General features: G+C 37.5%; 12 protein-coding genes and 1 pseudogene. 5 read left to right on the top strand and 8 right to left on the bottom strand.

From position 1 onward, the window contains the following. Positions 1–67: 67 nt before the first annotated feature. The 6 genes from glgB to CY0110_RS08480 form a co-directional block, all read right to left on the bottom strand. Positions 68–2023 (bottom strand): 1,4-alpha-glucan branching protein GlgB, encoded by a 1956-nt coding sequence (gene glgB, locus CY0110_RS08505; protein WP_008274992.1) that lies wholly within the window; start codon positions 2021–2023, stop codon positions 68–70. Between the two features lie 177 nt (positions 2024–2200). After that, entirely contained in the window at positions 2201–3898 is a 1698-nt protein-coding gene (locus CY0110_RS08500; RefSeq protein WP_008274991.1) for a S8 family serine peptidase, read from the bottom strand. A gap of 77 nt (positions 3899–3975) precedes the next feature. Then, positions 3976–4353 (bottom strand): hypothetical protein, encoded by a 378-nt coding sequence (locus CY0110_RS08495; protein WP_008274990.1) that lies wholly within the window; start codon positions 4351–4353, stop codon positions 3976–3978. Positions 4354–4591: 238 nt separating this feature from the next. Continuing rightward, entirely contained in the window at positions 4592–5146 is a 555-nt protein-coding gene (gene gmk, locus CY0110_RS08490; protein WP_008274989.1) for a guanylate kinase, read from the bottom strand. A 20-nt stretch (positions 5147–5166) separates the two neighbouring features. Continuing rightward, positions 5167–5439 (bottom strand): extracellular matrix/biofilm regulator RemA, encoded by a 273-nt coding sequence (remA, locus tag CY0110_RS08485; RefSeq protein WP_008274988.1) that lies wholly within the window; start codon positions 5437–5439, stop codon positions 5167–5169. A gap of 179 nt (positions 5440–5618) precedes the next feature. After that, positions 5619–6734 (bottom strand): glycosyltransferase family 4 protein, encoded by a 1116-nt coding sequence (locus CY0110_RS08480; protein WP_008274987.1) that lies wholly within the window; start codon positions 6732–6734, stop codon positions 5619–5621. Positions 6735–7857: 1123 nt separating this feature from the next. On the opposite strand from CY0110_RS08480, the gene CY0110_RS08475 reads away from it, so the two are divergent. Next, positions 7858–9384, top strand: coding sequence for an IS5-like element ISCysp17 family transposase (locus CY0110_RS08475; protein ID WP_008274984.1), 1527 nt, complete (start codon positions 7858–7860; stop codon positions 9382–9384). Positions 9385–9464: 80 nt separating this feature from the next. Further along, positions 9465–10025, top strand: coding sequence for a PEP-CTERM sorting domain-containing protein (locus tag CY0110_RS30830; protein WP_008274982.1), 561 nt, complete (start codon positions 9465–9467; stop codon positions 10023–10025). Between the two features lie 161 nt (positions 10026–10186). Here CY0110_RS30830 and CY0110_RS08465 read toward each other — a convergent pair. After that, a pseudogene (locus CY0110_RS08465) lies at positions 10187–10459 on the bottom strand (four helix bundle protein); the annotation flags it as partial. Positions 10460–10661: 202 nt separating this feature from the next. On the opposite strand from CY0110_RS08465, the gene CY0110_RS08460 reads away from it, so the two are divergent. From CY0110_RS08460 to panB, 3 genes are all read left to right on the top strand, one after another. Continuing rightward, positions 10662–11387: a Stp1/IreP family PP2C-type Ser/Thr phosphatase gene (locus tag CY0110_RS08460; protein WP_008274980.1), complete on the top strand. Its 726-nt coding sequence runs from the start codon at positions 10662–10664 to the stop codon at positions 11385–11387. 61 nt (positions 11388–11448) lie between these two features. Then, positions 11449–12138: a magnesium protoporphyrin IX methyltransferase gene (gene bchM, locus CY0110_RS08455; protein WP_035798909.1), complete on the top strand. Its 690-nt coding sequence runs from the start codon at positions 11449–11451 to the stop codon at positions 12136–12138. Between the two features lie 72 nt (positions 12139–12210). Continuing rightward, complete coding sequence (panB, locus tag CY0110_RS08450) at positions 12211–12990, top strand: 3-methyl-2-oxobutanoate hydroxymethyltransferase (protein WP_008274978.1); 780 nt, start codon at positions 12211–12213, stop codon at positions 12988–12990. Positions 12991–13052: 62 nt separating this feature from the next. Here the strand turns inward: panB and CY0110_RS08445 are convergent, their stop codons facing one another. After that, the gene (locus CY0110_RS08445) at positions 13053–13769 is read right to left on the bottom strand and encodes a PEP-CTERM sorting domain-containing protein (RefSeq protein ID WP_008274977.1); all 717 of its coding nucleotides are present in this window, start codon (positions 13767–13769) and stop codon (positions 13053–13055) included. Positions 13770–13975 lie beyond the last annotated feature (206 nt).

Genomic DNA, 13975 nt, shown 5'->3' with positions numbered 1-13975 from the left:
ATGCTCCTCCAACCTAGATGACAGTTAGAGGAGCATAAATATATCACTCCAAACTCCTAAGTCACGTTTATCGCTTTAATTTATAGATTACAGCACCTAAAGGAGGGATAGTGATTTCTAGAGCATAGGGCCAAGGGGCATTATTCCATTGACGGGCTTCAATAACGCTAGGATTAGAAACACCACTACCCCAGTAAACTTGGGCATCAGAGTTAATTAATTCGATATACTCTCCTGGTTGATGCAAGCCAACCCAGTAATATTCATAGACATAGGGTTTAAAGTTGCATACAGCGACAATGGTATCCCCAGATGCAGGATCACGGCGAATAAAAGAGATTAAGCCCCTTGGCGCATCATTAGCCTCGATCCACTCGAAACCTTCACGGCTAAAATCTTCCATATATAAAGCCGGTTCACGGACATACATTTTATTAAGATCCTGAACCAACCGTTTTAACCCTTTATGAGGTTCGTATTGTAGGAGATACCAGTCAATATCCAGAAATTCTTGCCATTCAGAAGTCTGACCAAACTCCATTCCCATAAATAGAGTTTTCTTCCCAGGATGAGCAAACATATAAGTTAACAAGGTGCGAACATTAGCCATTTTTTGCCATTCATCCCCAGGCATTTTATTAACCAAATGTCCTTTGAGGTGAACCACTTCGTCATGGGAAAGGGCTAACATGAACTTTTCATCGAAAGCGTACCAAATGCTGAACGTAAGTTTATTATGACAGTTAGAACGATGGTTAGGATGCTCTTTTAAATATTTCAGGGTATCATTCATCCAACCCATATTCCACTTGAAAGTAAACCCAAGTCCTCCCTCACTAGCCGGTTTAGAAACATTACCCCAAGCGGTAGAGTCTTCAGCAATGGTCACCACACCCGGATAATTATGGCTAATGGTATTATTCAAATGTTGTAAGAAACTAATGGCTTCTAAATGACCATTATCTCCATACTTATTAGGAACCCAGTTCCCTTCTCTACCTTTATCCAGTTCGATCATATAGGCGACAGCGTCGACACGAATGCCATCAATATGATACTTATCAAACCAAAACATGGCACTGGCAATCAGAAAGTTTCTTACTTCATTGCGTCCGTAGTCAAAGACTAAGGTTCCCCAAGTTTTGATTTCTCCCTTACGAGGATCAGCATATTCGTACAAAGGTCCACCGTCAAAATAGGCTAACCCATGTTGATCTTTGGGAAAATGACCAGGAACCCAGTCTAAAATTACCCCAATACCGGCTTCGTGACATTTATCCACAAAATACATAAAATCTTGAGGGGGACCGTAGCGAGAAGTGGGGGCATAAAAACCAACCACTTGATAGCCCCAAGATCCGTCAAAAGGATATTCTGTGACAGGGAGTAACTCGATATGAGTGTAACCCATATCTTTAACATAAGGAATTAATTTTTCTGCCAGTTCTCGATAATTAAGGTAACGGGCCCCTGGTTTTTGTTCAACCGGAAGACTCGGACCTTCTTTGGGAGGGTTATCAATACTGTCGTGTAACCAAGATCCTAAATGGACTTCATAGACAGACATAGGTTGTTTTTCGGGGTTCGTGCGTTCCCGTTTGTCCATCCATTGCTGATCGTTCCAAGTATAGGTAGAAAGATCAGCTACGATAGAAGCCGTGGCAGGACGCACTTCCTGTTGATACCCGTAGGGATCAGTTTTATAGACACAATGGTGATGGTGATTTTTTACTGAATATTTATAAAGATCCCCGACTTTCATCCCAGGAATGAATAATTCCCAGATTCCTACTTCGGTTCTCTCCATCTTGTTCGCTTCAGGGTTCCAGTTATTGAAATTTCCCACTACAGCGACTTCATAAGCATTTGGGGCCCAGGTAGCAAAGTAAACCCCTGACACCCCATCGATGTCAACCAAATGGGCCCCCATCTTCTCATAGATGCGATGATGATCCCCTTGGCCAAATAAATAATAGTCAAATTCTCCCAGAAGGCGGTTTTTAGCAGTTGCGTTGTCGTTCATCGGCTAGTTGGTGACAGTATTATTTTTATTTTATATTTAACCATTGTTCTCATACTTATTACCTTTTGCCAACTGAATAACTTGAGTTCAAGGTTCAGCATTAGGTTTCTCAAGAAAATACGATCGCCTTTTTCCCTACCGAAAAAGGCGATCGCAGAATTTCTCTTGATCAAGGGACTAATTTTCTTTTAAAGATAAACTAACTAACCCTAAACAAAGTAAAGCATTTACCCCTAAAAAGATTTGAGACCCTAAACCTGAACTTAATAACCAAAGATCAGGAGAAGTAAAGGTGGTCACAGCTAAAAATCCGGCCATTCCAATGGTTGTTCCTACAGCAAACCATTTTCCGTCATTATTTCCTAATAGTAAGGCCATCAAACAAAAAGGAATAAGAACACTAGCAAAAATGGGATTCATATCAATACTGCCTTGAATCGCATTACCCCATTCTCCTAAAGGACTACTGACTAATCTTAGAGGCCATTGAGGAACATCGAAAATTTGCACTAGCTTTAACAAGAAAAAACCAGAACTTCCTAACACCATTCCCAGATGAAAAAGGTCGGTAAAACGGATAGACTTACTGAACCATGCAGTGAATATATAAGCCACTGCTAACATTAACAACTTCATTAATAAATCATGATCTAACCGCAGAAGAAATTGCCCTTTTTTGGCTAATTTTAAGGCTGCTTCTGCATCTAATTGACCAAAACCATAATAATTTAATTTGTCGTTTTCGACCTCTTTGGCAGAGTCTTCTAAAATCTTACGAATTTTCTCAGGTTCTTTAACACCAGCCGAACGAATCAAAGCAGCAACACCAGCAACGTGAGGAGAAGCCATACTGGTTCCCATAAACCCTGCTATGGTTGGTTGTCCATTACGATCAATGGTTTCTTGAAGAATCTTCTTATCTTCTCCGCCTCCTGGGGCCGAAATATCCACACCTGCCCCAAAATTGGAATAAAAGGCTTTCTCGTTATTAGCATTTAAGGCAGAGACACTAATAACCTTATCATAACGAGAGGGATAAGAGGCAGAACTACGACCTTCATTGCCGGCTGCTGCTACAATAACAACCCCTTTTTCGTGGGCATAATTAATGGCATCTTCCATCATTTGACTGGCACCACCACCCCCTAAACTCATGTTAATAATATCAGCATTATTATCAGCAGCAAAACGGATGGCTTCGGCAATATCAGAAATGGTACCAAATCCGGCAGCAGATAGCACTTTCAGAGGCATGATTTTTGCCTGATAAGCAACCCCTGCAACTCCATATCTATTATTAGTTGATTGTGCAACTGTTCCTGCTACATGAGTGCCGTGGCCATGATCGTCACTAGCTTCTTTTTTATTATTAACAAAGTCATATCCTTCGACAAATTCTGTTTTTTGTAAGTCAGGAACATGACTAACACCTGTGTCAATAACAGCAACTGTTACCCCTTTACCTTTAGCTTGTCGCCATGCAGCTTCAATATTAATATTTTGCAGATTCCATTGTTCACTATATCTAGGATCGTTAACCGCTTCTAAGGTATGATATCGATAATTAGGCTCAATATAGTCTGTTAGGTCACATAATCCAGATTCTTTTAATTGTTTTAGAAACTGTTTATTCCCTTTAAGAATATAGATTCTTTCGGTTTTTGAGAATTCACTATTTAAACTAATTTTTTGATTGTATTTTTGACTAAGTTCACTAATTTTATTTTCAACCTCTGTAATAGGAATATCTTGTTTGAAGTTCAGGACAATAGAATCAAATTCCCCTTTATTAGCTAATCCTTGAAAGTTACAAACTGCCCAAGAAACTCCGAGAAAAAATAAGGCAACTATTCCGATGCGTTTTAAAAATCTCATGTTTTTTACTACTCATTGATACTAATTAATGTTAATGATTAGGGACTATGTAAGTTGATGATGATGGTTTAGTAAATTTAATGTCTTTCTAAGTCATAAATTACTTTTTCCCAATACCATTTTTCAGGATGACCAGGATTTTTTTGCTTTTGTAAATTAATTAATCTTTCTGCTAAGTCTTGATCTCCTTTGACCAACATAAAAAGACGATTTTTTAAATCAAAACTTACAGATTCTTTAGTTTGAAAATTAGGAAAGTTAATTTCAGGAGAATGAGAATAACTATCTTCTCCTCGTTTGATTAATTCGTCGACAGTTTGTTGAGCATTTTTTGACAACTGTTGTAAATTGTCTTGAGTGTTTTGTACAATGGAAGAAGTTGCACCTAAACAAAAGTAAAATGTTTTTTGAGTTAGGTTTTCTAAGTCATGTTTAAAGTTTGTCGAATGATTCATGCTTTATCCTACATCGGATCATCAGAAGGGTCGATTTTCCCTTTCTTATTACTAAGATATGAATCATAATTAATTACCGTCAATCCCAAAAAACACTGACCCGAATGTAAAAATAAACCACAAGTATAAGTAAAATTTCGTATATTAACCTAACCATTAAACCCCATTTTGAGATAACTTACATTTAAGATTTTTCTTTGTTTTAGTCACAATTATTATTTGCATATTTCTTCTATATCTAATCAGAAAAAATAGCTTTTTCTAGTTGTGTTAAAGCTATTTCTAAATCATCATTAATAATACACTTATCAAATTCATCACTGACTGCTAATTCTTCTTTTGCCCTATCTAAACGACGTAAAATAGCTGCTTCTGAGTCCGTTTTTCGGCTTCTTAAACGATATTCTAATTCTTCAATTGAAGGGGGAAGTATAAAAATTCTCAAAGCATCAGGAAAGCTGTTTTTTATGGCTTTTGCCCCAATCACTTCTATTTCTAGAAGTACAAGTAAACCTTGGTTGATTTTTTCTTCAACCTTAGCACGGGGAGTCCCGTAATAATTACCCGCATATTCTGCCCATTCCAATAATTGATCTTGCTCAATCATGGATTCAAAGGCACTCTTACTTAAGAAATAGTAATCATTACCCTCTACTTCCCCTTGACGAGGAGAACGAGTGGTGGCAGAAATTGATAAATAGAGTTGGGGGTGACGGTTTAATAAAGCACGCACTAGGGTGCCTTTTCCTACACCGCTAGGGCCAGTCAATACGATTAACTTTCCTGATGCCATGAAAATTAGCCCAACGGGATTTAATTGCTGTTGATGGTGGCAGTTTCTTTGTTGACCACAAAACGATGGGCTACGGTTTCTGGTTGTATGGCAGATAAAACCACATGACTTGAATCAGTAATAATGACCGCACGAGTACGACGACCATAGGTAGCGTCAATTAGTTGACCTCTTTCGCGAGCATCTGTAATAATACGCTTTATAGGGGCTGATTCTGGGCTAACAATAGCGATAACGCGATTAGCAGAAACAATATTGCCAAACCCAATGTTGATGAGTTGTATGTTTTCCATAATGATTAACGGTTATACCGCGTGAGAAGTAATTAATAGAGTACGTTTCCTATGATATCGATTAAAATTGAGACTTACAACGTCTAAAGGAATATTTTGTGATATTTTTCAGTTTCTTTTCAAGTTTTTCTCATATTTATCCTATAATTAACCTATTCCATAGATAATAATCAATTGACTTAGATCAAGGATGCTAGTTTTTGAGACAATGCCTCTGGACTAAATTGTGCTATGGTTTGCTGTCGCAACCATTGTCCCTGACAGCGTTTGTCATCCCCTTGTAAGATTTCAATACAACCTTGAGCTACGGCTTCTGGATCACGATGGGGTACTCGCCAACCTAATTTCCCATCTTGCAATGGGTCGGCTGAACCGTCAGCATCTCCTGACAATACAGGAACGCCACAGGCCATTGCTTCTAGATAAACGATACCAAATCCTTCTTGAGAAGGCATGATATAAGCGTCGGCCATTCGATAATGGTCAATGAGGTCTTCAGTAGCAACAAAGCCAGCAAAAACCACGCGATCGCTGATACCTAAATCTTTAGTTAATTGTTCTAAACGGGGGCGATCATCTCCTCTTCCAATAACAACATATTTAACATTAGGAAAGAATTGTAAAATTTTCGGTAAGGCTCTTATGGTCACATCTACGCCCTTATATATGTCCCCAGACCATAATCTAGCAACGGTCATTAATACTTTTGTGTCTTGTAATTGGTATTTTTCTATCAGTTCGGTTGGCTTTTCTTCTGGGGTAAATTGATCACCATCTACAATACAAGGAACGATTTCTACTTTGTTAAGATTAATATTATTAGCTTGACATAAACAATCACGACTATACCGGCTAATCGTCCAAATAGAATCGGCATTTTTTAAGGCAGTTTGTTGCGCTTTAGGTAAGGTTTTCCAGACTTCTTTTCCGTATGTTAAAACGGTGTAAGGAATGCCCAAGGGTTGACAAAAAAATTGAACTAATGGGGCTAAATTAATATGTCCACAAAAGACTCTTTGAGGTCGTTTTTGAATTAAATGGGTTAATAAGTTTATGGCTAATTTTAATCTTCCTTTCCAGAGAGGAAGGGTTTTTAAATAATGATAATTAATTAAATTACTGGTTAAGGGGTTATTGCAGTCGGGTGCATCTCTTAATAAAAAAATATCAGTTTTGGATGGATGATTAGAGTTTTTTATTAGGGATAGATAAGCTTTAAGGACATCTTTAACATAAGCTTGTATTCCCCCTTCTTGGGAAAAGATTTCTAAGAAAACAAAGGTATAATTAGACATTACATAATATAATCAATTTTTGTCACCCTTAAAGATAACATATTTAGCTTTAGAGTGGACAAGTTAGAGCATTATATAAAATGTGAAATATTTTACATTCTTGCCTACCTTTTGTTATTTCCAATTATTAGCTTAAATAATCAATCTAAAAGTTGCTGCTCCACGAATAATAACAGGTTCTTTTTGTACTTTACTAATGACTGATGGTAAGGTTTGAGTTACTTCAGTGGTTGAAACAGTTTCCATAATTATAATTTTAGTTGAAATATTTGTGTTAACTAAATTGTTTTCTCTGTTACATTACAAAAATTACTTAGGAGATTATTCATTGTAAGGTGGGCAATGCCCACCCTACTAAATAGCCTGATTTATCATTTTTAGGTAATTTAACCAATAGATATTGAGTTATTTTTGCTTGTGGAATTAGTGCATTTCTATCTAAGTTTATCATTCATTAGTAGATAAATATTTAATCCAAAAAGTTAATACATATTTTTTGCTCTTTGTCAAGCTCAGTAAAATTTTAGTTAGTACATTTGCTCAAAATACGAAAAAAAACGGTAATTAAGATAGGTAACTGTAAGGATATCAAACTAATTAATTAGGGTTACAGCTATCTATTTTAAAAGTAGACATACTGGCTACAGATTTTTATTCTCAAACAGAATACCAGAAAGGCTTGAATTCGTCAACTATTAATAATTATTCTCAAGACTTGTCAAGCTCACTAAATTATCAAAATTATTTATTTTAAAACTGAATTAGAAAATAAATAATCTAAACTTATCGATTAACCAATAATTATTCGGTGTTCGGTTGATCAACTAATACAAGCGAACGGCTATAGTGTTTTTACTTAGATAAATATCATGAAAATATACACGAAGTTATACGTTTGCGATAACACTAACGTTTACATTGGGTCTTTATCATAGATGAATATGGAGAAAATACGTAAGTAAAATTCCCAATACTTAGAGTTTGCTTATAAAGGATAGAACAGTTAATCCATCAAGGTTACAGACTAATCTATCTCCCGAAAAGTGCAACAAAAAAGCCGCCAAAGTTGCCCGAAAAGCTCTAAAATTGGTAAAAGTCCCTTGCACCTGGTTGACTAAAACAAATGTACCGTAAGAAACAGCACTCGCCAATCACCCCAGAAAAATTTGAACTACTACCAGGAACAAAGTTATCATTAGAAAATCGTTGGGTGATCATGGCCGAGTTGATACCTTGGGATGAGTTTGAAGAAGAATATGCAAAACAGTTTAAAATAGAAAAAGGTGCGCCAGCTAAGCCATTTAGGATGGCATTAGGAGCGTTAATAATCAAAGAACAGTTAGGAATAAGCGATAGGGAAACAGTAGAACAAATAAGAGAAAATCCGTATCTACAATACTTTATAGGATTAGAAGCCTATACATTTGAAGCTCCCTTTGAAGCCTCAATGATGGTGCATTTTAGACAGAGGATAAATGTAGAAATGGTGAATAAAATTAATGAAGAGATGGTCAAAACGGGAAGAGAGAAGACAGAACAAAAAGAAGAAAAGTCAAGCTCAGACTCTGAAGAAATAGGAGAGAGGGAAAATAAAGGTAAACTGATATTAGATGCCACCTGCGCCCCTGGTGATATCAAATATCCGACAGATTTAGAAATATTAAATCAAGGAAGAAAAGCTACAGAACAGATAATAGACAGTCTTTATAAATCCATAAAAAGAAGACTCAAGAAAAAACCAAGAACGTATCGAAATATAGCAAGAATTGAGTATTTAAGAATAGCGAAAAAGCGTCGTTCTACTAAAAAAGAGGGAAGAGAAGCGATTAGAAAACAACTTAAGTATATTAAAAAGAATCTAGTCAGTATAGAGAAACTTATCTTAGAGGGGGCTACCCTAGATAGCCTAAATAAAAGACAAAGAAATCTTCTAGAAGTTGTCAAAAAAGTTTATGAACAGCAACAACAGATGTGGGAAAAAGAAACTCAAAGTGTTTCCCAAAGAATTGTCAGTATAAATCAACCGCATATTCGACCTATCGTGAGAGGAAAAGCAGGGAAACCCACAGAGTTTGGAGCTAAACTTTCAGTAAGTTATGTAGATAACTATATATTTTTAGATAGAATAAGTTGGGAAAATTTTAATGAATCTGGAGACTTACAAGGACAAGTAGAAAAGTTTAAACAGACTTATGGTTGCTATCCATCCTCAGTTCATGCAGATAGAATTTATCGAAGTAAAGCTAATAAAGATTGGTGTAAGCAAAGAGGAATTAGATTAAGTGGAATCGGACTAGGAAGACCCCCTAAGAATATCAGTCAAGAAGAAAAAAGGCAAACCAAAATAGATGAGGGATTTCGCAATAGAATTGAAGGAAAGTTTGGACAAGCGAAGAGAAAATTTAGTCTAGATTTGGTTAAAACTAAGCTTAAAGAAACATCAGAAACTGCTATTGCTATTACATTTTTAGTAATCAACCTTTCTCAACTTCTTCGGCAGTTATTATTACTTCTTTTGTCATTTTCTGTTACCAGTAAAACACTTGAACTAAACAAGCAAAAAATGATAACAAAAACTGATTTTTTAAATTCTTTTATAGCAGTTAAAGTTATTAATTTAGAGGCAAATTACTGGCTTTTGGCCGCATAAATTTTTGAGTGACTTTTTCAGCAAAGCCTACTTAGTTAACTTGACTGGGTTAACGGCTTAACACATAAACGGAGTGAATTATGAAAAAAGTTCTTTCAACTTTAGTAGGAGCTTCTGTATTAGCAACTGCTTCTATTGGTTTCCATGCACTCAGTGCTGAAGCTGCTTCATTCAATTGTCCGCCAGGTAGCACTGATCCTACATCTGACCCTATGTGCTTAGATGGTTTTAGTGGTAATGATACTGGCGATAATGGGACAGGTGTATCTAACCTGGAGTCTATCTTAGGTGGTATTTGGGTGGTAGAAGGCAAGTCAGATAAAGGTTTTGGCAGTTTCTTGAGTGGAGGTAATGACACTCTAAGTGGAACTTTTAGCACTGGACTAACAGGTGCTGGTGCATTTTCAGTTAAAGCTTCTACGGGTTACTTACTTTATAAAACTAGCGACATAAGTGAATTTGATTGGTCTACCTTGGGCATTTTAAATAATGGTGGTAACCAACCTGGTCTGTCTCATTTAACAATATATAAACCCGTTCCTGAACCTCTAACCATCTTAGGTGCCGGTGCTGCTATCAGTTTTGGAACTGCGTTCAAGCGTAAGTTAGGTAAAGCGAACAAGAGCAACGAGAAAGCATAAATTTTATCCATTCAGAGCAAACCTTTGAGTCATTGCAGGTAAGTTAGTACCTGCATTTTTTTTGTTGTCTTTGTTGTCTCGCAATACTCCTCGGTTAAGCAAAAAACTTCGTTGTGACTGCAGGGGAGCAGGGAGCAAAGGGAGTTGGGAGAACAAAGCAATTAACGCTTTTTTAATAACCAAGGTTCGGGATTATTAATTATTTTGACTAAAATTGCTATAATTTCGTCATATATATTAAATAGTTTTTGACCAATTTCTGGCTCTAAATATTTACACTCTACAGCAAAATCTAACCATGTTTGCGTTTCTGCTGCTTGAGCTTCATTATCATTAAGTTTCGCTACGAAAGCAGCTTCATATCGACGTTTTGGCCAAGCTTCAGCTAAATTGGCGCAAACTGAACGAGAAGACCTTCTCATTTGAGCATTTAGTTAGTAATATTATCTCCCAACTCCCTGCTCCGAGGCTCCCTGCTCCCTTACTTCACTTAACCAGTAACATTTATTTTTATCAACGAATTTTAGCCAGATGACCAAGAGGAAATTTTTTGATAGTATTTTAGGGTAGGGAGTTTTGCTAAAACTCTGTTACGGGCCAAACCACCCTTGTTTATACTCATTAACTAATTCACCAATGATGAATCGTCGCTTCACAGGTCTAACTGATCCGGGACTGTTGAGATCGGTCAATCAAGATAACTTTTACATCGATCCTGAGGGACGTTTTTTTGTAGTCGCAGACGGAATGGGTGGCCACGCAGGGGGACAAGAAGCTAGTCTGATTGCAACCCAACGTATTAAAGACCATTTAGAACAGTATTGGGACTCTGAAGCGTCTTCCAATGAAATCTTAGAAGAAGCCATTATTAAAGCCAATGACGGGATATTAGAAGATCAACAAAATCATCCCGAACGAGGAGAAATGGGAACGACGGCGGTAGTCGTCCTATTTCGCGGAGAACAACCTCTGCGGGCCCATGTAGGAGACTCTCGACTGTATCGTATCCGTGATAGTAAATTAGAGCAAATAACCGAAGATCATACTTGGGTAGCTAAAGCTCTCAAAATGGGAGATATTGATGCAGAACAAGCGAAAACTCACCCCGGACGGCACGTTTTATTCCAATGTTTAGGCCGTAAAGATACTCAAAAACCAGAAATTGGCACATTAGAGATTCAACCCGGCGATCGCTTATTATTGTGTAGTGATGGTTTAACCGAAGAAGTGGCCGACCCTGCCATTCAAGAAATTTTTGACCATAGTGAATCCTGTGATGATATTGCTAAAAATTTAATCGAAGCAGCTAAAGATGGAGGCGGTTCGGATAACATTACCGTAGTGGTGGTGGTTGAAGAATAATGAATCCTTCAAATACTCAGGTAGAATGAAAAGTTGTGCTTCAAAAAACCTTCCTGAATCCATGAATACCACTACTGATGATAAAACCATTGTCAAAGATTACTTTAACGCCACAGGATTCGACCGTTGGCGCAGGATTTATGGCGATGGAGATGTTAATAAAGTTCAAAAAGATATTCGCCTCGGACATCAACAAACCATCGATACAGTGGTAGCGTGGCTTAAAGCTGATGAAAATCTGGCTAATCTCTCTATTTGTGATGCTGGATGTGGGGTTGGTAGTTTAAGCCTTCCTTTAGCTCAAGAAGGGGCAAAAATCTTTGCCAGTGATATTTCTGAAAAAATGGTCACAGAAGCTCAAGAAAGAGCGCAAAAAACTCTCAAAGAGGCTAGTAATGTAACCTTTGCAGTACAAGATTTAGAAAGTTTAACCGGCAACTATCACACTGTGATTTGTCTCGATGTTTTAATTCATTATCCAACTGAAGATGCAGCTAAGATGATTAATCATTTAGCATCTTTGGCCGAAAATCGATTGATCCTCAGTTTTGCCCCGAAAACCCTTTGTTTGACCCTTCTTAAAAAGATTGGTGAATTTTTCCCAGGGCCAAGTAAAACAACCCGCGCCTATCAACACAAAGAAAAAGATATCATAAAAATATTAGAAGACAATGGCTTTAGTATTCAACGTAAAGATATGACTAGCACTCGTTTCTATTATTCTCGAATTCTTGAAGCGGTTAAAGAATAAGTCACTACGGAAATAGTATAACTGTAGGGGCTTAATTTAAGCCCCTATTAATTTGCAGATTTTGGGAAGATCATGGGACTGACCACACAACAACTGATTACCTGGAAACAACAAGGCCGTTCAATTGTAGCCTTGACTGCATGGGATTATGGTTTTGCTCAATTATTAGACGCAGCCGGTATTGATCTTATTCTAGTGGGTGATTCGTTGGCGATGGTCGCTTTGGGATACGAAACTACCCTACCCATTACCCTCGATGAAATGTTACATCATGCGTCTGCTGTTCGTCGAGGAGTTAAACGAGCTTTAGTGGTGTGTGATTTACCGTTTCTCAGCTATCAAGAAAGCGTCAGTCAAGCTATTCATGCAGCCGGACGGGTTTTAAAAGAAACAGGAGTACAAGCCGTTAAACTTGAAGGGGGACACCCTGCGGCCATCGAAACCGTTAGCCGTTTGAGTGATATTGGTATCCCTGTTATGGGTCATGTGGGGTTAACCCCTCAGTCGGTGCATCGTTTGGGTTATCGTCAACAGGGAACCACAGAAACCGATGCTGAACGTATTTTATCAGAAGCGATCGCTTTATCAGAAGCCGGAGCGTTTGCTGTGGTTTTAGAGCATATTCCAGCTAACCTTGCTAGAACAATTACGGCAAAGTTACCTATTCCAACTATTGGCATTGGTGCAGGTTCAGATTGTGACGGACAGGTATTGGTAACAGCAGATTTATTAGGATTGTCTGAAAAACAGCCTCCTTTTGCTAAATCTTATGTCAATTTAAGAGACATTGTTACTCAAGCAGTTAGTGATTTTTCTCAAGATGTTCGAGAGGGTAAATTTCCTGAAAATTAATACCGAATTTGAACTGTAGGGTGGGCATTGCCCACCTTACAAGGTTTTATAATTTCATTATCTTATTTCTGGTTTAACTTGCGCTTGTACAATGCACCGAAACCTAACAATCCTAATCCTAAGATAGTGCCAGGTTCAGGGGTAGAAACCGGAACATCAGTAGTCGCAATCTGGCGAACTCCATAAGTTTCATCAGGGACCGCATCAGCACCTGCGCCAAAGAAAAATTGGACTTCTAATAAATCAACTAGACTACCGCCAGTTTGTACATCCAAGTTGGTCAGCCAAACATCATCACCCATGACCATGACATTTGCTGCTGGATCACTATTAACAAATATAGTGTCTATGCCTAGAGTCTCAAGCGTTCCCTCCTCAAACTCAAAGTGATAATCCGTCCAGTCATAAGGGGTGTTATTCTCTACAAGAAATCGCCACCCATACTGGTCTCCGTTGCCTATGATATCAATATCTGATTGAGTAATGGTGATGGTTTTGTCAAAATAATTCGGTCCACCTGGAATATCAGTATCGACGATCGCTGTGTCGCCATCTAAATATGGAATTAAATTGTCTTCTGCATAGTTTTCCTCAAAGGTTGTGACAAATTGTCCAGATTGTATTAGTTCTCCTTCAGTTACACTTAGGATTTCATACTGAGTTCCCACCACAGAATCATTGGTAATGGTTGAAGCCGAAGCAGATTGAGCAGTAATGCCTAACAAACCAGTCACTAACACGCTTCCAGAAGCGATCGCAGCTTTTGAAAGATTCATCATGATTAAATAATCCTCACAACGGATAAAACTTACCCATAATATATCGAAACTTTCACAATTTTTCAAGTATTAAATATTTTCTTGATCTAATAAAAATCAAATAAGAAATTAAGCTGAAAACAGCATTTATTCAGTACACTTTTTCAAAACTCTACCAAGTTAATGATTTAAGTTTTTTAACGTACAATTGTATGATTATTTTATGG

It is taken from the genome of Crocosphaera chwakensis CCY0110 (assembly GCF_000169335.1).
In the GTDB taxonomy this organism is placed as follows: domain Bacteria; phylum Cyanobacteriota; class Cyanobacteriia; order Cyanobacteriales; family Microcystaceae; genus Crocosphaera; species Crocosphaera chwakensis.
This window is presented reverse-complemented; position numbering and strand designations above follow the sequence as displayed.

Bases quoted from the DNA above. Each gene is read 5' to 3' on its own strand.
- glgB (WP_008274992.1), bottom strand. From the start codon at position 2,023: ATGAACGACAACGCAACTGCTAAAAACCGCCTTCTGGGAGAATTTGAC.
- CY0110_RS08500 (WP_008274991.1), bottom strand. From the start codon at position 3,898: ATGAGATTTTTAAAACGCATCGGAATAGTTGCCTTATTTTTTCTCGGA.
- CY0110_RS08495 (WP_008274990.1), bottom strand. From the start codon at position 4,353: ATGAATCATTCGACAAACTTTAAACATGACTTAGAAAACCTAACTCAA.
- gmk (WP_008274989.1), bottom strand. From the start codon at position 5,146: ATGGCATCAGGAAAGTTAATCGTATTGACTGGCCCTAGCGGTGTAGGA.
- remA (WP_008274988.1), bottom strand. From the start codon at position 5,439: ATGGAAAACATACAACTCATCAACATTGGGTTTGGCAATATTGTTTCT.
- CY0110_RS08480 (WP_008274987.1), bottom strand. From the start codon at position 6,734: ATGTCTAATTATACCTTTGTTTTCTTAGAAATCTTTTCCCAAGAAGGG.
- CY0110_RS08475 (WP_008274984.1), top strand. From the start codon at position 7,858: ATGTACCGTAAGAAACAGCACTCGCCAATCACCCCAGAAAAATTTGAA.
- CY0110_RS30830 (WP_008274982.1), top strand. From the start codon at position 9,465: ATGAAAAAAGTTCTTTCAACTTTAGTAGGAGCTTCTGTATTAGCAACT.
- CY0110_RS08460 (WP_008274980.1), top strand. From the start codon at position 10,662: ATGATGAATCGTCGCTTCACAGGTCTAACTGATCCGGGACTGTTGAGA.
- bchM (WP_035798909.1), top strand. From the start codon at position 11,449: ATGAATACCACTACTGATGATAAAACCATTGTCAAAGATTACTTTAAC.
- panB (WP_008274978.1), top strand. From the start codon at position 12,211: ATGGGACTGACCACACAACAACTGATTACCTGGAAACAACAAGGCCGT.
- CY0110_RS08445 (WP_008274977.1), bottom strand. From the start codon at position 13,769: ATGATGAATCTTTCAAAAGCTGCGATCGCTTCTGGAAGCGTGTTAGTG.